This is a genomic window from Streptomyces sp. AA4, from assembly GCF_000158875.1.
Classification (GTDB): Bacteria; Actinomycetota; Actinomycetes; order Mycobacteriales; family Pseudonocardiaceae; genus Amycolatopsis.
Genome location: NZ_GG657746.1, coordinates 710,871 through 727,688 on the forward strand (window position 1 = coordinate 710,871; position 16,818 = coordinate 727,688).

Genomic DNA, 16,818 nt, shown 5'->3' on the forward strand with positions numbered 1-16,818 from the left:
TGTAGTTAATAGTATTAACTTCAAGGGCGACCGTACCGGCCCGCGAACGTGAACGTCAATAGCGGGAGTGAAGGGGCTTAACTACACTGCCCGGAGAGGAACGAAGGGAACCAGCCGATGGCCGAACAGGCACCCCGGGAGCGCTACCGCGCGCAGGTGCGCGAGGAGATCAAGCAGCACGCCCGGCAGCAGATCGCCGAAGCGGGGCTGCCCGCGCTGTCGCTCACCGCGATCGCCAAGCAAATGAGCATGACCGTGCCCGCGCTGTACCGGTACTACCGCGGCCGGGACGAGCTGATCACCGCGCTGATCCGGGACGCCTTCCGGAGCCTCGCCGACACCGTCCGCGCGGCGGCGGATTCCGGCGCGGACCTGCTGACCCTCGCGCACGTCATCCGGGACTGGGCCAAGACCGATCCGCAGCGCTACTTCCTCATCTACGGCACGCCAGTGCCCGGCTACCACGCGCCGCCGGACACGACGGCGATCTCCAACGAGGTCATGGAAGTCCTGATCGAGGCGAACTCGGCGCTGGGCGAACCCAAGTCGGCCACCACCTTCCACGTGCACCTGGAAACCCATCGCGAGTGGGTGGAGAGCGACACTGCCGGGACCGGCGCGGTGCGGCGCGCGCTGTCCTTCTGGACCCGGCTGCACGGGGTGCTTTCGCTCGAGCTGGCCGGGCATTTCACCGGGATGAAGTTCGACCCGGGCCTGCTGATCGACGACGAACTGGCGGAACTGCAGGCGTGACCGAGGTTCACTGCGGGTGACCGGCCCGGTGGGCTGACGTAGCCGTCCGTGAGCAGTGGACAATGGCGCGGTGACTGAGCAGCGCACGTATGGTGACCGCGTCGGCGTCGTGACCGTGACCTACTTCCCCGGCGAAACGCTCGAGAAGTTCCTCGACACGCTCGACAAGGCGACTGACCGCGAGGTGCACGTCGTCGTCGCCGACAACGCGTCCACCGACGGCGCTCCGGAGAAGGCCGCCGAACGCGAGAACGTGACGCTCGTCAGCATCGGCGAGAACGTCGGCTACGGGACGGCCGCCAACCGCGGCGTCGCGGCGCTCGACGACAGCTACGGCTGGGTCGTCGTGGTCAACCCGGACCTCGAATGGGAGCCGGGCTCGCTCGACGCGCTGCTCGAGGTCGCCCAGCGCTGGCCGCGCGGGGCCGCGTTCGGTCCGCTGATCCACGACCTCGACGGGACCGTCTACCCGTCCGCGCGGCTGCTGCCGTCGTTCGGGCGCGGGATCGGGCACGCGGTGTTCGGCAAGATCTGGCCGGGCAACCCGTGGACCCGCGAATACCGCCAGGAGAACGCCGCGCCGGCCGAGCGCACGTCCGGCTGGCTCTCCGGCTCCTGCCAGCTCTTCCGGCGCGAGGCGTTCGACTCCGTCGGCGGCTTCGACACCCGCTACTTCATGTACTTCGAGGACGTCGACCTCGGCGACCGGCTGGCGAAGGCGGGCTGGCAGAACGTCTACGCCCCGTCGTCGAGCGTGATGCACATCGGTGGCCACTCGACGTCGCGCGCGTCGGCGAAGATGCTGCGCGCCCATCACGCGAGCGCCTACCGCTACCTCGCCGACCGGCACCAGGGTCTGCTGTGGAAGCCGGTGCTGGCGGCGGTGAAGCTCGGGCTGGCGGTGCGGGTGAAGCTGGAGACCCGCAAGGGCTGAGGAGTCCGCAAAGGACGTCCGGGCTGCCTCCGCGAGGCGTCCGGATGCGCAACGGCCGCAGCACTGTGCGGTCGTCAAGATCCCGCGCGGATCACAGCCCGTCGAGCCGCCGGGACAGATTGGACCGTCCGCTGTTCTGCTTGACCGTCGGGACCAGGCCGGTCATTTCCTCCTCGGCCGGGTCCTTCAGCGGGCTCGCCACCGGCTTTGCCTGCGGGCGCGGGACCAGCGGCGTCGTCTTCTGCGGACCGGCCGGGTTCGGCACCGTCGGCTGCGGCAGGGTGTTCTGCGCGCCGGGGAGTTCGAGCGGCCGCGTCGGCGTCGGCTGGGCCAGCGGATGCGGCGACGGCTGGGTGCGCGTGCCGGCCGCCAGCGGATGGTCGTTCTCTTCGATCAGCGACGCGGGCAGCTGCGTCGTCGTGTCGGGGTCCAGCCCGGAGACCACCGAGGCGGAGATCTGCTGAGTGCTGGAGGAATCCATCGGAGACGTCATGTTGTCCGGCGTCACCACGAAGGCGCCGCGGGATCGTGCGCGTGCGAGCAGAGCGTCCGCGCGATCGCGGGGGTCCATTCCCCTCGGCCTCCCGACTGACCCGGGGCCTCTAGGGAAAGGCCCGCCTGTTTCCTGTCTAGGGTAGGCCCTCGGGGCCCGCGCCGCCCACGTTTCCCGCGGCTTGTCGCTCAGCGGTGCGTGATACAAAGGAGATTTCTGTGACGTCCGAGGTCGAGGTCGACGCCGTCGTACTGGTCGGCGGCCAGGGCACGCGGCTGCGCCCGCTCACGCTGTCCGCGCCGAAGCCGATGCTGCCGACGGCGGGAACGCCCTACCTGAGCCACCTGTTCTCCCGCATCCGCGCGGCCGGGATCCGGCATGTGGTGCTCGGCACGTCGTACCGGGCCGAGGTGTTCGAGGAGTACTTCGGCGACGGGTCCGCGCACGGCCTCGAGATCGAGTACGTCGTGGAGGAGGAGCCGCTCGACACCGGCGGCGCCATCCGCAACGTCTACGACCGGCTGCGCGCCGACCACGCGATCGTCTTCAACGGCGACATCCTCTCCGGGGCCGACCTGCACGCCCAGTTGCGCACCCACCTCGACTCCGGCGCGGACGTGACGCTGCACCTTCAGCGCGTCGCCGACCCGAGCCGGTTCGGTTCGGTGCCGACCGACTCCGCCGGGCGCGTCACCGCTTTCCTGGAGAAGACGCCGAACCCGCCGACGGACCAGATCAACGCCGGCTGCTACGTCTTCCGCCGTCCGGTGATCGAGACCATCCCGGCCGGGCGCCGCGTGTCGGTGGAACGCGAGACGTTCCCCGGTCTTCTCGAAAACGGCGCGCATCTGCACGGATTTGTCGATTCTTCCTACTGGCTCGACGTCGGCACCCCGGAGGCGTTCGTCCGCGGCAGCGCGGATCTGGTTCGCGGGGTCGCGCCGACGTCCGCGCTGGCCGGGCCGACCGGCGAGTTTCTCGCGCTGGACGGAGCTTCCGTTTTCCCCGGAGCGAAACTCGCCGGCGGGACGACGATCGGTGCGCGAGCCGTCGTCGGGAAGGACGCGACGGTGTCCGGTTCGGTCGTGTTCGACGACGCGGTGATCGGCGCGGACGCGATTGTGGAGAATTCGGTGCTGGGCCGCGGCGCGCGGGTCGGCGAGGGCGCGGTGCTGCGCGGCGTGGTGCTCGGCGACGGCGCGTCGGTGGGGGCTCGCTGCGAACTGCTCGACGGCGTGCGGATCTGGCCCGGCGTCGAGGTGCCGGACGGCGGCATCCGGTTTTCGAGCGACGCGTGATGGAGTGGCGTCCGGGGTTTCCGGTGGACCTGGCTGAGGTGCTGGGTCCGCTGAGCCGTGGGCGCGGGTCCCTGAACTTCCGGCGCGACCGGGGCGTCTGGTGGCTGGCCGCGAACACGCCCGGCGGCAAGGGGACGCTGGCGCTGCTGCACCGGCCGGACGGGGTCGTCGAGGCCGAGGCCTGGGGCGAGGGCGCGGATTTCCTGCTCGACGGCGTGCCCGCGCTGCTCGGCGCGGACGATGACGACACCGGATTCGTCGCGCACCACGACGTGATCGCCGCGGCCCGCCGAGACACTCCCGGGCTGCGGCTCGGGTCGACCGGGCGGGTGTGGGACGCGCTGGTGCTGGCGATCCTCGAACAGAAGGTGAGCGGCAAGGAAGCGATCCGGTCGTGGGCGGAGCTGTGCCGGTGGTTCGGCACGCGCGCCCCCGGCCCGGGCCCGGACTTCCTGCGCGTGCCGCCGGATCCGGTCGCCATTCGGTCCATTGTGGACTGGAACTGGCACCGGATCGGCGTGGACGTGAAGCGCCGCGCGGCCTTGATCGAGGCGGCTCGCGTGGCCCCGCGGCTGGAAGAAGCGGTGCGACTGCGCGGGGTCGAGGGACGCGCGTGGCTGCGGAAGGTGCGCGGCATCGGCGTGTGGACGGCGGCGGAGATCGCCCAGCGCGCGTGGGGCGACCCGGACGCGGTCAGCTTCGGCGACTACAACATCCCGGCGGTGGTCGGGCACACGCTGCTCGGGCGGAAGATCGACGACGAGGAGATGGCGGAGGTGCTCGCGCCGTACGCGCCACAACGGCAGCGGGCGATCCGGTACCTCGGAGCGGCCGGGGCTCGACGGCCCCGGTTCGGGCCGCGGATCGAGCTGCGGGATTACCGGGCGATGTGAATCAGCGCGGCGGGTACGGGTTCTGCGGGTGCCGCGGCGGGTACTGCTGCTGGCCCGGCTGCGGCGGGAAATAACCCGGCGGCGGTCCCTGTTTCCGCTTGGCCGAAGCCCGCACGGCGACGACGATCGCGACCACCAGGCCCGCTGCCAGCAGCAGAACCATGAGATGCCAAGGCTGCAACGCCACAGTGAAACCCTCCCCCTGAACGAGACCTCATCGTAGTCCGCGCAGGCGGGGAGGCGCGGTGAAACGCGTCAGCCTTGCGGGGGCTGCTGCGGCGGGTACTGCTGCCCGGGCTGCGGCGGATACTGCTGCTGGCCCGGCTGCGGCGGGTACTGCCCCTGCGGCGGGTACTGGCCTTGCGGCGGGAACTGCTGCGGCGGGTACTGGCCCTGCGGCTGCTGCCCGTACGGAGGCTGGCCGTAGGGAGGCTGCCCCGGATGCTGCCCCGGACCGGCCTGTGGCGGCTGCTTCGGCCGTCCCATCGTGAATTTCAGGACCAGGATGACCACCAGCAGCAGGATCAGCGCGCCCGGCAGGACGAATTTCAGCATGAGGTTCCCCTCGGGTCGGGCACGGACGAAACCAGATGCTAATTCCTCGCCGCCTTCAGCGCAGGGCAGCCTCCGCGATCGCCACGCCTTGTTCGGGCGACAGGCCCAGACCCCGGATCACCTCGGCGTACGTCGCCGCGGCGGCTTGGGCTCGGGACAGCGTTTCGTCGCCGGTCGCGCCGACGAAAGTGCCTGCTCTGCCTCGGGTTTCCAGCAGACCGGCTTCCTCGAGTTCTCGATAAGCACGCGCGACCGTGTTCGGTGCGATGCCCAGTTGCGCGGCCAGTCCGCGCACCGTCGGGAGTTTGGTGCCGACGGCCAGGGTGCCGTCGTTGATCTGGTTCGCCAGCGACGTCCGGACCTGTTCGAACGGCGGAACGGAGGAAGCCGGGTCGTAGGTGATGCTCATCGTTGCCGCCGTTTCTTTCGAACGCTCACCACAATGCCCAGCGCCAGCAGCGCGAACGCCACCGCGAAGCCGATCAGCACCACCCATCCGCTGATGGCCGCGCCGGTGTCGCCCGGGTGCAGGTGCGGTCGCGCCAGGTCCATGCGACCAGGTTAACGGGCCGCCGCGATCAGTTCGGCCAGATCTTCCGATCCCGCGGGCAGCGCGTCGACCGGCCACCAGCGCAGGTCGTCGGATTCCTCGCTGCGCACGGGTTCCGCGCCGGGCGGCGCGTGGACCACGTACCGGACGTCGAAATGCCGGGTCGGGACGCCGAGCGAGCAGGTGATCGGGTGGACGTCCAGGTGCACGGGCGTTTCGCCGATCACCAGGCCGCTCATGCCGGACTCCTCGGTCGCCTCGCGCAGCGCGGCTTCGGACAGCGACGCGTCGGACGGTTCGCAGTGCCCGCCGAGTTGCAGCCACCGGCCGACGCGCGGGTGCAGGGTCAGCAGGACCTGCGTGCCGGTCGAATCGAGGACCACCGCGGACGCGGTCAGGTGCCCGGCCTCGCAGGAGCGCTGGCAGGTGTCCGGCCGCGCCGCCAGGAAGCCGAGAAACGCTTGCCGCAGCGACTCTTGCGCCGCGGACTCCGGTTTCCACTCGGTCAGCGCGGCGACGGCGGACTCGTGCAGGGTCATCGTTCGATCAGCCAATCGCCGGTGGAAAGCGGTCCGCGCGGGGGAGCGGGCTCGGCCGGGTGCCCGATCGCGACCGCGCCGAGCGGATGCCACTGCTCGTCCAGATCCAAAGTGGACCGGACCAGGTCGGCGGCGAAGATGGTCGAGCCGATCCAGCACGAACCCAGGTCTTCGGCGGCCAGCGCGACCAGCAGGCCCTGCACGGCCGCGCCGGCGGCGACGGTGAACATGGTGCGCTCGTGCCGGTTTCGCCGGTCGTCGCGGTAGATGTGCGCGCCTTCGGGCAGCAGGAACGGGATGACCAGTTCCGGTGCCCGATAAAGAATGTCGCCGCGGGAAAGGCGTTTCGCGATCTGCTCGGGGGTGAAGCCGTCGCTGGTCAGATCGGCTTCCCAGGACGCGCGCATCGCGTCGAGGAGTTTGCGGCGCAGGCCTTCGTCGCGCAGCCAGATGAACCGCACGGGGTGCGTGTGGTGCGGCGCGGGCGCGGTGAGCGCGGACGCGACCGCGCGGCGCAGGGCCTCGGGGTCGACGGGCTCGTCGCTGAACTGCCGGACGGAACGCCGGTGCGGCACGGCTTCCCGGCGGCCCTGCGCGATGGATTCGTTGGTGCCCAAGCGAAACAGGTCGGTTTCGATCGGGCGGATCAGATCCCGCGCGGTGGAGCCGTCGTCGTGGATCTCCAGGCCGCGCACGACCGCGACCGGCAGCCCGCCGAGCTTGCCCTTCACCAGATCCGCCGCGGCGGCGATCTCGTCCGCGATCGCGATTTCCGTGACCGCCAGCTCGTTTCCCTGCGAATCGACCTGTCCGGCGTACCCGTGCAGCACGCGCAGGCCGGACGCGCCGATCGCGGCGTCCGTCTGGCCGACCCGCCAGGCCCGGCCCATCGTGTCGGTGACGACCACGGCCACCTCGACGCCCAGCCGCTCCCGCAAACCGTTGCGCAGAGCCAAAGCCGACGCGTCCGGGTCGGCGGGCAGCAGCGCTACCTCGTCGCCGCGCACGTTCGACGCGTCGATCCCGGCCGCGGCTTGGACGATGCCCAGCTGGTTCTCGGTGATCATCGTGCGCGCGATCCGGGCGACCACCCGCACCGATTCTTCCTCGATCAGCTTGCGCCGGGCCGCGTCGCGCTCCTCGGGGTCGCTCGGCACGCGCACGAGCCTGCCCTCGATTTTCGAAAACGCCTTGCTGGTCACCACGACGACGTCACCAGAGCGCAGCCACGGCGCGGCGGACACGATCGCGCCGGTCAGGTCGTCGCCGGGACGGAACTCCGGAAGCCCGGGGACCGGCAGGATCTCGATTTTCTGGGAAGCGTGATCAGACACTGGAAACCCCCGCCACGTCGAGCGCCGCGCGGACCATGTCCGCCGTCGCGTCCACATCGGACATCAGCAGCGGCACCGCGCGCACGTCCACGCCGGGCACCGTGACCTCGTGATCCTCCGGCGCGACGAGCCAGCCGTCGAGCACGCCGCCTTCCGAACGCGCGCCGTAGTGGCGGCCGACCGCCTCCGCGGAGGTCTCCACGCCGATCGCGGTGAGACACGCGTCGGCCATGCCGCGCAACGCTTTCCCGCCGATGATCGGCGACACCCCGACGACCTTCGCGCGAGACTTCCGCAGCGCGTCGCGCACGCCGGGCACCCCGAGCGTCGTGCCGACCGACACGACCGGGTTCGACGGCGCGAACAGGACGACGTCCGCCGCGGCCAGCGCTTCGAGCACGCCCGGACCGGGTTTGGCCTCGTCGTTGCCGACCGCGACGATCGAATGCGCGGGCACGCCGGCCCGGTACCGCACCCACCACTCCTGGAAGTGCACGGCCTTCTGCTGTTCCGGGTTCTCCGGATCGTCGATCACGACGTGCGTTTCGACCCGGTCGTCCGACATCGGCAGCAGCCGGACGCCGGGCTGCCAGCGGTCGCACAGCGCCTCGGTGACCTGGGACAGCGGATAGCCCGCGCGCAGCATCCGCGACCGGATCAGGTGCGTCGCGATGTCCTTGTCGCCGAGCCCGAACCAGGTCGGCTCCGCGCCGTAGGCGGCGAGTTCCTCCTTGACCGTCCAGGTCTCGCCCGCGTGGCCCCAGCCGCGTTCGGTGTCGATCCCGCCGCCGAGGGTGTACATGCAGGTGTCGAGATCCGGGCAGATGCGCAGGCCGTGCATCCACACGTCGTCGCCGGTGTTCACCAGCGCGGTGATTTCGTGCGGGGACTCTCCCGCGCCGATCGCGGGAAGTCCGAGTGCGGTCTTGACCCCGAGCAGGAAGCGGGCGCCGCCCACCCCGCCAACCAGTACGACGATCTTCACGACTGGCGATCCTCGCACGTCCGCGGTGCCGGGCCCCAGTACCGGTACCTGTGGTGCTCCGAACAGCCCAGCGCGGAATACAACGCGAGCGCGCCGGCGTTGCCCACCGCCACCTGCAGGACCCACTTGCCGGCGCCGTGCGCGCGGCCCCAATCGGCGAGCGCGCGCAGCACCGTGGTGGCCAGGCCGCGGCGGCGAAACTCCGGCGCGACCGCGAGCCGGGCGACGTGCAGCCAGTCGTCCACGACCGCGCCGCGCACCGCCCCCGCGGTCGTCCCGTCGGCCAGCACGACGCCGTAGCCGACCTTTCCGGTGGTCACGACGTGCCGCTGGGCGGAACTCGGCGCGGAAGTGTCCACGGCCAATTCCCACCATTCCGGCGTCGCCTGGTCGAGCACCTCGGCGTCCGGCGAAGGCCCGGACGGCAGCGGACCGGTCAGCACCGACACCCGGTGCCCGGCGGCGTGCTCGACCTGCTCGCGCCAGCCCGCGGCGGCCACTTCGCGCTCCAGTTCGCTGTCTTCCAGCACCTGAACCGCGGGCGGAATGCCGCGGGCGTGGGCGAAGTCACATACGGCGGCGAGCGCGTCCGGGACCGGACGGCCGGGGTCGCCGACCGCGAGTGCGCTGTTCGCGCGCCCGGTGAAGCCGTCCGCCCAGCGCAAAGTCCATTCTCCGAGCGGCTCCTCGACCACCGCCGGCCACGCTTTCGCGCACACGATTTCGAGCTTTTCCCGGGAGTTCACGGTTAGATTGTGACGGAGAGAGCTGTCCCGTTCCGCAGGAGAACCCATGAGCTACGCGCGCAAGGACGACCGGCACAACGACGAGCTTGTCGACGAGATCGCCGACGGGTTCAAGCGGACTCTCGAAGAGAAACGCGAGGACGGCAAGCCCGCCGGACCCGCGTTCACGATTACCGGCGATGCCCGGAACGCGCCGAAACCGCGTCGCCGGGAGCGCTGAGCGGCGCGGATCCGCCCCGTTTCCAGGGGTGGGATAAGGGTCGCCTAACCACCACCGGGGGCCAGGGAAGCGCGTAATGTCCGCACCGACCGGCCCAGCAGGAGAAGCCAGGAGTACGCAGTGACCTACGTGATCGCCGAGCCCTGCGTCGACGTGCTCGACAAGGCGTGTATCGACGAGTGCCCCGTGGACTGCATCTACGAGGGCGAGCGGATGTTGTACATCCACCCGGACGAGTGCGTCGACTGCGGCGCCTGCGAGCCGGTCTGCCCGGTCGAGGCCATCTACTACGAGGACGACGTCCCGGACAACTGGTCCGACTACACCAAGGCGAACGTCGACTTCTTCAACGAGCTGGGCTCGCCCGGCGGCGCGTCCAAGGTCGGCAAGACCGCGCACGACCCGGGGTTCATCAAGGCTCTGCCCCCGCAGGGCGAATGACCCGGCTGCCCGACTTCCCCTGGGATTCGCTCGCCGAGGTCAAGGCCCGCGCGCAGGCGCATCCCGGGGGCATCGTCGACCTTTCCGTCGGCACGCCCGTCGACCCGGTGCCGGACTCGATCCGCGCCGCGCTCGCGTCGGTGTCGGAGATCCCCGGATACCCGGCTACGCACGGCACGCCTGAGCTGCGCGAAGCGGCGGTCGCGGCGCTGCAGCGGCGATACGGGATCACCGGCGTCGAATCGGACGCCGTGCTGCCGACGATCGGTTCGAAAGAGGCGGTGGCCTGGCTGCCGCGGCTGCTCGGCTTCGGGCCGGGCGACGTGGTGGTCATCCCGGAGCTGGCGTACCCGACGTACGAGGTCGGCGCGCTGCTCGCGGGTGCCGAGGTGGTGCGCGCGGACGGGCTGACCCAGCTCGGCCCGCGCCGCCCGGCGATGATCTGGCTGAACTCGCCGTCGAACCCGACCGGCCGCGTGCTCGGCGTCGACCACCTGCGCAAGGTGGTCGAATGGGCGCGCGAGCGCGGCACCGTCGTGGTGTCCGACGAGTGCTACCTCTCGCTCGGCTGGGAGGCGGAACCGCTGTCGGTGCTGCATCCGTCCGTCCACGGTGGACAGACGGACGGGCTGCTCGCGGTGCATTCGCTGTCCAAGTCGGCGAACCTCGCGAGCTACCGCGCCGGATTCGTGACCGGAGACGCCAAGCTGGTCGCACAGTTGCTGGAGGTGCGCAAGCACGCCGGCATGATCGTGCCGCGCCCGGTGCAGCAGGCGATGGTGGCCGCGTTGACCGACGACGAAGCCCTTGCCGCGCAACGCGAACGCTATCGCGCGCGGCGCGTCGTGCTGCGGAAGGCGTTGCAGGACAGCGGGTTCGAGATCACGTACTCCGAGGCCGGGCTCTATCTCTGGGCCACGCGCGGGGAATCCGCGCAGGCGACCGTGGAGTGGCTCGCCGAACGCGGGATCCTGGTCGCTCCGGGCACGTTCTACGGGCCCGCGGGCAAGGAACACGTGCGGGTCGCGCTGACGTCCACGGACGAGCGCATCGAGGCAGCCGCGGAGCGGCTCGCTCAGGGCTAGCCGCGCCTCGCTCCCGCTTGATCCGCCGTCCAGTCCAAAGCGCCCCAATGTGGCATTGGGTGCATCTGACGCACCGAACGCCACATTGGGTGCGTCGCATGCACCCAATGCCACATTGGGGTTTTCTCAGCGGCACCGTGCGGCCGGTTCAGCACCTCCGCGCCGGGTACTGCCGGGCTTGTGGGTTCAGTAGTCGCGGCCGGTGAAACCGCGGTAGACGAACCGCGTCAACGCCTCGATCGCTTCCTCGTCCGACGGCTGGTTCCAGCCCGCCGGCGGAGGGGTCAGCAGCCACATCTGGGCGAAGTTGTCGATCAGCTGGTACATCATCGCGATGGTGAGCTGCGTGTTCGCCGGAAGCCGCAGGCCGGCCGCGGTGACGTGTTCGAGGTGGTCCTCGACGTCCGAGGCCTGGGTGGCGCCGAAGTTCGCGTACGTCGCGGCGAAGTCCTCGTTCACCATCGCCGCCTGGCGCAGCGCGAGCATCGTGGGCGCGTTGGCGCGGTAGAAGTCCCAGTACTGCCGCACGTGCCAGCGGACCGCGGCGGGATCGCTGAAATCGGACAGATGGCCCTCGCCCGCCGCCTGCTGGTCGCTGTCCGCCGCCAGGTCGGCCAGCAGCGCGACCAGCAGTTCCTCCTTGCTCGCGAAGTGGTTGTAGAACGACCCCGCGGCGCGGCCGGCTTCCTTGGTGATGTCGGTGATCTTCGTGTTCAGGTAGCCCTTGGCCGCGAACACGCGCTTGGCCGCTTCCTTCAACGCCGTTTCCGTTTCGGCGGCTTTGTCCCGGCGGCTCGTCGCTGTCATCCGGCACCTCCCTTGACGCGAACGCTATCAGCGGGCACTCTGAATTCAGATTCACTGAATTCTAATTCACCGAAAGGGCGAGGGACATGACGGTGCTGGTGGCGGGAGCGGGCCCGACCGGGCTCACGCTGGCGATCGAGCTGGCGCGGTGCGGGGTCGGCGTGCGGGTGGTGGACAAGGCGGCGGAGTACTTCGTCGGCTCGCGCGGCGACGGGCTGCAGCCGCGCACGATGGAGGTTTTCGAGGACCTCGGCGTGCTGGACGCGGTGCTCGCCGCGGGTGCGCCGCCGCACGAGATGCGGGTGTATCTCGACGGGGAGTTCACGATGGTGCGGCGGATGGCCGAGCCGGTCGAGCCGACGCCGGCGGTGCCGTATCCGAATGCCTGGTTCCTCGGCCAGTCGCAGACCGAGGGCATCCTCCGGGACCGGCTGGCCGAGTTCGGCGTGCGGGTGGAGCTGAACACCGCGCTGACCGGCTTCACGCAGGACGCGGAGGGCGTCACGGCGGAGCTGTCGACCGGCGAGACACTGCGCGTGGACTACCTGGTCGGCGCGGACGGCGGGAAGAGCTTCGTGCGCAAGGCGCTGGGGATCGCGTTCGAGGGGACCACTGACGAGTCGATCCGGATGCTGCTGGGCGACGTCTCGGCGGAGGGGCTCGACCACGGCTCGGCGTACTGGTTCGCGAAGGCGGACGAGCCGATGTCCGGCGTCGCGTTCACGCCGCTTGCCGGCACGCCCTACTTCCAGTTCGCCTCCCCGCTCGGCGACGGCGACGCGGGCACCTCGCTGAGCGCGTTGCAGGAGCACCTCGACGCGGTGTCCGGCGGCGGGATCCGGCTGCTCGACCTGGCGTGGTCCACGGTGTGGCGGCCGAACATTCGGCTGGCCGCGGCGTTCCGGAAGGGCCGGGTGTTCCTCGCCGGGGACGCCGCGCACGTACACCCGCCGACCGGCGGACAGGGGCTGAACACCGGCGTGCAGGACGCGTACAACCTCGGCTGGAAGCTAGCCGACGGCTCGCCCGAGCTGCTGGACAGCTACGAGGCGGAACGACGCGCGGTCGCGGCGCGGGTGTTGGGGGTCAGCACCGCGTTGCTGGAGAAGTACAAGGAGGGTGCCGAGGATGCGCACGAACGCGGCCCGGAGACGCAGCAGCTCGACCTGACCTACCGGGGCGGGCCGCTGTCCCCGGCCGGCACGGGGGCGTTGCAGCCGGGGGACCGGGCGCCGGACGCGCCGCTCGTGGACGCGAACGGCAAGAGCGTGCGGCTGTTCGAACTGTTCCAGGGTCCACATGCGACAGAACTGGTCTTCGGCGACGGGCCGCTCGGGACGGAGCATCCGGCGTACCGGATCCTGCCGAAGGGGGCCGCGGGTGAGTTCGTGGACGCGGGCGGCCACGCGTACGCGGCGTATGAGGGTGCGCCGGGGAAGCGGGTTCTGGTGCGGCCGGACGGGTACGTGTGGTCGGTCAGCTGACCGCGTGCTCGGCGGCTTCGATGCGGTGCCAGACGTCGAGCCAGGTGTCGCGGGCGCGGGCGCGTTTGGCCAGTTCGTGTTCGACAATCCGGCCCGCTACGAAACCGACCTCCGCATCCGCGTCGGTCAGCACGCCGCGCACCTTCTCCGCGGCGAAGACCGCGTCCTGGTGATCGCCCAGCACGGTCTGGAATTTGCGGGTCGCCTTGATCAGTTCGGACAGCTTCCCGGCCTGCTTCTTCTTAGCTGCGGACCGCGCCAATTCGGCGGTGTAGCGGAGTTTCTTGCCGTGGATGCGCAAGGCGTGCAGGTCGTCGTCCGGAGGATTCGGGGGGAGAGCGGCGACCGCGCGGGCGAGTTTCCGGTACGGCTTTCGCACGTCGGCGGCCAGCCCGGGCTTCTCGGACGGCGTTTCGTCGATCTCGTGCTCGGCGGCGCGGGACAGCTGGGCGATGCTCTGCAGCAGGGTCGCGTACCGAGGGCTCGACAGCGCGCGGTTCAACCGGCGGCGGGCGGTGGTGCGTTCGGAGACGAAACGGGACACCAGGCGTCGTCCGGCGGGCTGGTCCCGGACGTCGAACTCGGCGATCACCTCGCGCAGGTGACCGATCAGCACGTCGTAGTCGCGGACCTCGCCGAGGACCTGGCCCAGCCAGCCGAGGTCGGCGCGCACCGGTTCGGCGGTGGGCCCGATCAGCGCGCCGGTCGATTTCAGCACGCTCCGCATCCGCCGCTGCGCCACGCGCATCTGGTGCAGATCTTCCGGATCTGTCCCGGCCCGGGTGCCTGGTTCGCGGGACAGCAGCTCGCGCAGTTCGTGGTCGAGTTTGGCGCGGACGTGCGCGGCGGCCGGGGCCTCGGGCCCCGCTTTCGCCGGTTCGGCGGGGAGCCCGAGAGCGGCCGGCGTCGTCGGTTCCGGCGTTCGGCGGCGGCTGGTCGCTTCGGAAGTCACCTGGTCAATGGTAGGTGAACGACGTTCGCGGCGGAGCCCGCCGAAACAGCGAGAGGGTGCGCTTCCGCGGCGGGAAGCGCACCCTCTCGAACAGCTGGATCAGTTGGCGTGCAGTGCCTCGTTCAGCTGGATGCCGACGCCGCCGCGCGGCACGACCTCGACCGCGCCGGTCGCCGAGTTGCGCCGGAAGACCGCGCCGGAGATGCCGGACAGCTCGCGGGCCTTGACCGTCTTGCCGTCGACCTCGACCTTGGTGCCCGCGGTGACGTACAGCCCGGCCTCGATCACCGAATCGTCGCCGAGGGAGATGCCCGCGCCGCCGTTCGCGCCGATCAGGCAGCGTTCGCCGATCGAGATCACCTCGGTGCCGCCGCCGGACAGGGTGCCCATGATCGACGCGCCGCCGCCGACGTCGCTGCCGTCGCCGACCACCACGCCCGCCGAGATGCGGCCCTCGACCATCGACGCGCCGAGCGTGCCCGCGTTGTAGTTCACGAAGCCCTCGTGCATCACGGTGGTGCCGGAGGCGAGGTGCGCGCCGAGCCGCACGCGGTCGGCGTCGGCGATGCGGACGCCGGTCGGCAGCACGTAGTCGACCATCCGGGGGAACTTGTCCACGCCGTACACGGCGACCGCGCCGCGCGACCGCAGCCGCAGCCGGGTCTGCTCGAAGCCCTCGACCGGGCACGGGCCGTGGCTCGTCCACACGACGTTGGCCAGCAGGCCGAAGATGCCGTCGAGGCTTTGCCCGCGCGGCTGGACCAGCCGGTGCGAAAGCAGGTGCAGGCGCAGGTAGACGTCGTGGGCGTCGGCCGGCGCGGTGGCCAGGCTGCCGATCGTGACGCGCACCGCGACGACCTCGACACCGCGGTCGGTGTCCGGGCCGAGCAGCGCGGCCGCGGACTCGCCGAGCAGCTCGGTGGTCTGCTCCGCGGTCAGCCGCTCGGTGCGGCTGGCGCCTGCGTCGACCAGCTTGGGGTGCGGGTACCAGGTGTCCAGCACGGTTCCGTCGGACGTGACGGTGGCCAGCCCGACGCCGACGGCGCCGGTCGTTTCGGGGTCAGGGGTCTGCTCGCTCACGCCGGTCACGGTAGCCGAAGCGGGCCGGATCAACCTGTGGTGGCCAGCTGGTTCACCTTCTGCTTGACCTCGGTCAGCGCGGCCGAGATCGACACGAGCGCCTGCGTGCACGCCCCGCCCGGGGTCGGCACGGTCGTGCAGCCCGCCTGGCGGAACGCGCCGACCGCCTGGTCGATCGCGGTCGCGTCGCGGTCCAGCGGCTGGTTGACCGTCTTGCCCGCTTTCGCCAGCTTGTGCACCGAACCGGCGGTGTTGCCGACCTCGGTGACGTATTTCTCACAGCCCTTGGGCAGCTGCGTCTGCGGTCCGGTGAAGCAGGCGTCGGCCGACAGCGCGTCGAGCTTGGTCGGCAGGGCGTCCGGACCCGGATCGCCGGCGCCAGGGCGGGCTTTCGGCCCGGCCTCGTTGCCGCAGCCGGTGAGGACGAGGGCGAGGACGCCGAGAGCGACCAGGGAGCTTCGCGTGCGCACGTCCTCACGGTAGCCCCCGCGCCGGCTGGGTACGGTGCCGGTATGACCTCCCTTGACCTGCGCGCCGACCCGGCCGAGCTCACTGCTGCCCTCGTGGATGTGTTCAGCGTCTCTGGGGAGGAGGGGAAGCTTGCCGACCTGGTGCAGGCAGCGTTGGTGGAACAGGCGCCGCATCTGGAGGTGGTGCGCAATGGGGACGCGGTTCTGGCCCGGACTAATTTGGGGCGACCTTCCCGGGTGATTCTTGCCGGGCATTTGGATACGGTGCCGGAGAATGCCAATCTGCCGTCTCGGCTTACCGGTACCGGGGACGATGCTGTGTTGCATGGGTTGGGGTCGGTGGATATGAAGGGCGGGGATGCGGTCTTTTTGCATCTCGCCGCTACTTTGCCGGAGCCTCGGCATGATGTGACGTTTGTTTTTTATGACAATGAAGAGGTTGAGGCTGTTCGGAACGGGCTCGGGCGGATTGAGCGGGAGTTGCCTGAGTGGCTGGTCGGGGATCTCGCGGTGGTGGGGGAGCCGTCCAACGGGGTGATTGAGGCTGGGTGTCAGGGGACCTTGCGGGTGGAGGTTCGGACGGCTGGGGCTCGGGCGCATACTGCTCGGGCTTGGATGGGTGACAACGCTATTCATGCTCTTGCGGAGCCGTTGGCTCGGTTGGCCCGTTATTCGGCTCGGGTGGTCGATATTGACGGGCTGACTTATCGGGAAGGGCTGCAGGCTACTGGGATTTCCGGTGGGGTGGCTGGGAATGTCGTTCCGGATGCGGCTGTGTTGACGGTTAATCATCGGTTTGCGCCGGACCGGAGCGCTGAAGAGGCTGAGGCGCATGTTCGGGGGGTGTTTGAGGGGTTTGAGGTGACGTTGGTGGATATGTCGCCTGGGGCGTTGCCTGGGTTGTCCTCGCCTGCGGCTTCGGAACTTGTGGCTGCGGCTGGGGGGAAGGTGGCGGCTAAGTTGGGGTGGACGGATGTGGCTCGGTTCGCTGCGTTGGGGATGCCTGCGGTGAATTTCGGGCCGGGGGATCCTACTTTGGCGCATACGCAGCAGGAGAATGTTCGGGTGGGGGAGATTCGGGGGGTTGCTGAGGTGTTGAGGGCGTTTTTGGGGTGACTTCTCGTCGCCCTGGCGGGCGACATTGCAGTCCCCGGTTGCGGTGGGGCACCCCGAAAGCCGATTGTGCTGACGGTTCGGGG

The 16,818-nt window shown here is 70.3% G+C and carries 22 protein-coding genes; 9 read left to right on the forward strand and 13 right to left on the reverse strand.

Going from position 1 to position 16,818, the window contains the following annotated elements:
* The first annotated feature begins 117 nt into the window (after nucleotides 1-117).
* Both SSMG_RS03455 and SSMG_RS03460 read left to right on the forward strand, forming a co-directional pair.
* Nucleotides 118-753 (forward strand): TetR/AcrR family transcriptional regulator, encoded by a 636-nt coding sequence (locus tag SSMG_RS03455; protein WP_009072824.1) that lies wholly within the window; start codon nucleotides 118-120, stop codon nucleotides 751-753.
* Nucleotides 754-823: 70 nt separating this feature from the next.
* Nucleotides 824-1,687: a glycosyltransferase family 2 protein gene (locus SSMG_RS03460; RefSeq protein WP_199785785.1), complete on the forward strand. Its 864-nt coding sequence runs from the start codon at nucleotides 824-826 to the stop codon at nucleotides 1,685-1,687.
* Nucleotides 1,688-1,778: 91 nt separating this feature from the next.
* Here SSMG_RS03460 and SSMG_RS03465 read toward each other — a convergent pair whose 3' ends face one another.
* Nucleotides 1,779-2,258, reverse strand: a complete 480-nt coding sequence (locus tag SSMG_RS03465) for a hypothetical protein (RefSeq protein WP_009072828.1) — start codon at nucleotides 2,256-2,258, stop codon at nucleotides 1,779-1,781.
* 140 nt (nucleotides 2,259-2,398) lie between these two features.
* Between SSMG_RS03465 and SSMG_RS03470 the strand changes: the two genes are divergently transcribed.
* Both SSMG_RS03470 and SSMG_RS03475 read left to right on the forward strand, forming a co-directional pair.
* A complete protein-coding gene (locus SSMG_RS03470) occupies nucleotides 2,399-3,478 on the forward strand; it encodes a sugar phosphate nucleotidyltransferase (protein ID WP_009072830.1) in 1,080 nt (359 codons plus the stop codon).
* A complete protein-coding gene (locus SSMG_RS03475; RefSeq protein ID WP_037712415.1) occupies nucleotides 3,478-4,371 on the forward strand; it encodes a DNA-3-methyladenine glycosylase in 894 nt (297 codons plus the stop codon). The genes SSMG_RS03470 and SSMG_RS03475 overlap by 1 nt, the downstream gene beginning before the upstream one ends.
* A 1-nt stretch (nucleotide 4,372) precedes the next feature.
* On the opposite strand, the gene SSMG_RS45205 is transcribed toward SSMG_RS03475, so the two are convergent.
* The 8 genes from SSMG_RS45205 to SSMG_RS03505 form a co-directional block, all read right to left on the reverse strand.
* On the reverse strand, nucleotides 4,373-4,558 hold the full coding sequence (locus SSMG_RS45205; protein WP_009072833.1) for a hypothetical protein: 186 nt from the start codon (nucleotides 4,556-4,558) through the stop codon (nucleotides 4,373-4,375).
* A 68-nt stretch (nucleotides 4,559-4,626) separates the two neighbouring features.
* Nucleotides 4,627-4,926: a hypothetical protein gene (locus SSMG_RS03480; protein ID WP_009072835.1), complete on the reverse strand. Its 300-nt coding sequence runs from the start codon at nucleotides 4,924-4,926 to the stop codon at nucleotides 4,627-4,629.
* A 55-nt stretch (nucleotides 4,927-4,981) separates the two neighbouring features.
* The gene (locus tag SSMG_RS03485) at nucleotides 4,982-5,335 is read right to left on the reverse strand and encodes a GntR family transcriptional regulator (RefSeq protein WP_009072837.1); all 354 of its coding nucleotides are present in this window, start codon (nucleotides 5,333-5,335) and stop codon (nucleotides 4,982-4,984) included.
* Complete coding sequence (locus SSMG_RS43160) at nucleotides 5,332-5,478, reverse strand: LPXTG cell wall anchor domain-containing protein (protein WP_078560688.1); 147 nt, start codon at nucleotides 5,476-5,478, stop codon at nucleotides 5,332-5,334. The genes SSMG_RS03485 and SSMG_RS43160 overlap by 4 nt, the downstream gene beginning before the upstream one ends.
* Before the next feature lie 9 nt (nucleotides 5,479-5,487).
* On the reverse strand, nucleotides 5,488-6,015 hold the full coding sequence (locus SSMG_RS03490) for an NUDIX hydrolase (RefSeq protein ID WP_037712417.1): 528 nt from the start codon (nucleotides 6,013-6,015) through the stop codon (nucleotides 5,488-5,490).
* On the reverse strand, nucleotides 6,012-7,349 hold the full coding sequence (locus SSMG_RS03495; protein WP_037712419.1) for a coenzyme F420-0:L-glutamate ligase: 1,338 nt from the start codon (nucleotides 7,347-7,349) through the stop codon (nucleotides 6,012-6,014). The genes SSMG_RS03490 and SSMG_RS03495 overlap by 4 nt, the downstream gene beginning before the upstream one ends.
* Entirely contained in the window at nucleotides 7,342-8,334 is a 993-nt protein-coding gene (cofD, locus tag SSMG_RS03500) for a 2-phospho-L-lactate transferase (protein WP_009072843.1), read from the reverse strand. The genes SSMG_RS03495 and cofD overlap by 8 nt, the downstream gene beginning before the upstream one ends.
* Nucleotides 8,331-9,080, reverse strand: a complete 750-nt coding sequence (locus SSMG_RS03505; protein ID WP_037712421.1) for an N-acetyltransferase — start codon at nucleotides 9,078-9,080, stop codon at nucleotides 8,331-8,333. Before SSMG_RS03505 ends, cofD begins: the two co-directional genes overlap by 4 nt.
* A 46-nt stretch (nucleotides 9,081-9,126) precedes the next feature.
* Between SSMG_RS03505 and SSMG_RS45935 the strand changes: the two genes are divergently transcribed.
* The 3 genes from SSMG_RS45935 (at nucleotide 9,127) to dapC (ending at nucleotide 10,826) form a co-directional block, all read left to right on the forward strand.
* Entirely contained in the window at nucleotides 9,127-9,300 is a 174-nt protein-coding gene (locus SSMG_RS45935; RefSeq protein ID WP_009072844.1) for a hypothetical protein, read from the forward strand.
* A gap of 120 nt (nucleotides 9,301-9,420) precedes the next feature.
* A complete protein-coding gene (gene fdxA, locus SSMG_RS03510; protein WP_009072848.1) occupies nucleotides 9,421-9,741 on the forward strand; it encodes a ferredoxin in 321 nt (106 codons plus the stop codon).
* The gene (gene dapC, locus SSMG_RS03515) at nucleotides 9,738-10,826 is read left to right on the forward strand and encodes a succinyldiaminopimelate transaminase (RefSeq protein WP_009072850.1); all 1,089 of its coding nucleotides are present in this window, start codon (nucleotides 9,738-9,740) and stop codon (nucleotides 10,824-10,826) included. Before fdxA ends, dapC begins: the two co-directional genes overlap by 4 nt.
* Before the next feature lie 186 nt (nucleotides 10,827-11,012).
* Here the strand turns inward: dapC and SSMG_RS03520 are convergent, their stop codons facing one another.
* Nucleotides 11,013-11,633, reverse strand: a complete 621-nt coding sequence (locus SSMG_RS03520; RefSeq protein ID WP_009072852.1) for a TetR/AcrR family transcriptional regulator — start codon at nucleotides 11,631-11,633, stop codon at nucleotides 11,013-11,015.
* An 86-nt stretch (nucleotides 11,634-11,719) separates the two neighbouring features.
* On the opposite strand from SSMG_RS03520, the gene SSMG_RS03525 reads away from it, so the two are divergent.
* Entirely contained in the window at nucleotides 11,720-13,117 is a 1,398-nt protein-coding gene (locus SSMG_RS03525; RefSeq protein WP_009072854.1) for an FAD-dependent monooxygenase, read from the forward strand.
* Here SSMG_RS03525 and SSMG_RS03530 read toward each other — a convergent pair.
* The 3 genes from SSMG_RS03530 to SSMG_RS03540 all read right to left on the reverse strand — a co-directional run bounded on the left by SSMG_RS03530 (nucleotide 13,110) and on the right by SSMG_RS03540 (nucleotide 15,619).
* Entirely contained in the window at nucleotides 13,110-14,069 is a 960-nt protein-coding gene (locus SSMG_RS03530; RefSeq protein WP_009072856.1) for a CHAD domain-containing protein, read from the reverse strand. The genes SSMG_RS03525 and SSMG_RS03530 overlap by 8 nt on opposite strands.
* Nucleotides 14,070-14,168: 99 nt before the next feature.
* Nucleotides 14,169-15,149 carry a 2,3,4,5-tetrahydropyridine-2,6-dicarboxylate N-succinyltransferase gene (dapD, locus tag SSMG_RS03535; RefSeq protein WP_037716539.1) on the reverse strand — a complete coding sequence of 327 codons (981 nt, stop codon included), beginning with the start codon at nucleotides 15,147-15,149 and terminating at the stop codon, nucleotides 14,169-14,171.
* A 29-nt stretch (nucleotides 15,150-15,178) separates the two neighbouring features.
* Nucleotides 15,179-15,619, reverse strand: a complete 441-nt coding sequence (locus tag SSMG_RS03540; RefSeq protein WP_037712423.1) for a hypothetical protein — start codon at nucleotides 15,617-15,619, stop codon at nucleotides 15,179-15,181.
* A gap of 42 nt (nucleotides 15,620-15,661) precedes the next feature.
* Between SSMG_RS03540 and dapE the strand changes: the two genes are divergently transcribed.
* Nucleotides 15,662-16,735 carry a succinyl-diaminopimelate desuccinylase gene (gene dapE / locus SSMG_RS03545; protein ID WP_009072860.1) on the forward strand — a complete coding sequence of 358 codons (1,074 nt, stop codon included), beginning with the start codon at nucleotides 15,662-15,664 and terminating at the stop codon, nucleotides 16,733-16,735.
* Nucleotides 16,736-16,818: the final 83 nt, after the last annotated feature.

Coding starts and splice junctions, on each gene's coding strand:
- SSMG_RS03455 (WP_009072824.1), top strand. CDS start 118: ATGGCCGAACAGGCACCCCGGGAGCGCTACCGCGCGCAGGTGCGCGAG.
- SSMG_RS03465 (WP_009072828.1), bottom strand. CDS start 2,258: ATGGACCCCCGCGATCGCGCGGACGCTCTGCTCGCACGCGCACGATCC.
- SSMG_RS03475 (WP_037712415.1), top strand. CDS start 3,478: ATGGAGTGGCGTCCGGGGTTTCCGGTGGACCTGGCTGAGGTGCTGGGT.
- SSMG_RS03480 (WP_009072835.1), bottom strand. CDS start 4,926: ATGCTGAAATTCGTCCTGCCGGGCGCGCTGATCCTGCTGCTGGTGGTC.
- SSMG_RS03485 (WP_009072837.1), bottom strand. CDS start 5,335: ATGAGCATCACCTACGACCCGGCTTCCTCCGTTCCGCCGTTCGAACAG.
- SSMG_RS43160 (WP_078560688.1), bottom strand. CDS start 5,478: ATGGACCTGGCGCGACCGCACCTGCACCCGGGCGACACCGGCGCGGCC.
- SSMG_RS03490 (WP_037712417.1), bottom strand. CDS start 6,015: ATGACCCTGCACGAGTCCGCCGTCGCCGCGCTGACCGAGTGGAAACCG.
- SSMG_RS45935 (WP_009072844.1), top strand. CDS start 9,127: ATGAGCTACGCGCGCAAGGACGACCGGCACAACGACGAGCTTGTCGAC.
- dapC (WP_009072850.1), top strand. CDS start 9,738: ATGACCCGGCTGCCCGACTTCCCCTGGGATTCGCTCGCCGAGGTCAAG.
- SSMG_RS03520 (WP_009072852.1), bottom strand. CDS start 11,633: ATGACAGCGACGAGCCGCCGGGACAAAGCCGCCGAAACGGAAACGGCG.
- SSMG_RS03525 (WP_009072854.1), top strand. CDS start 11,720: ATGACGGTGCTGGTGGCGGGAGCGGGCCCGACCGGGCTCACGCTGGCG.
- dapE (WP_009072860.1), top strand. CDS start 15,662: ATGACCTCCCTTGACCTGCGCGCCGACCCGGCCGAGCTCACTGCTGCC.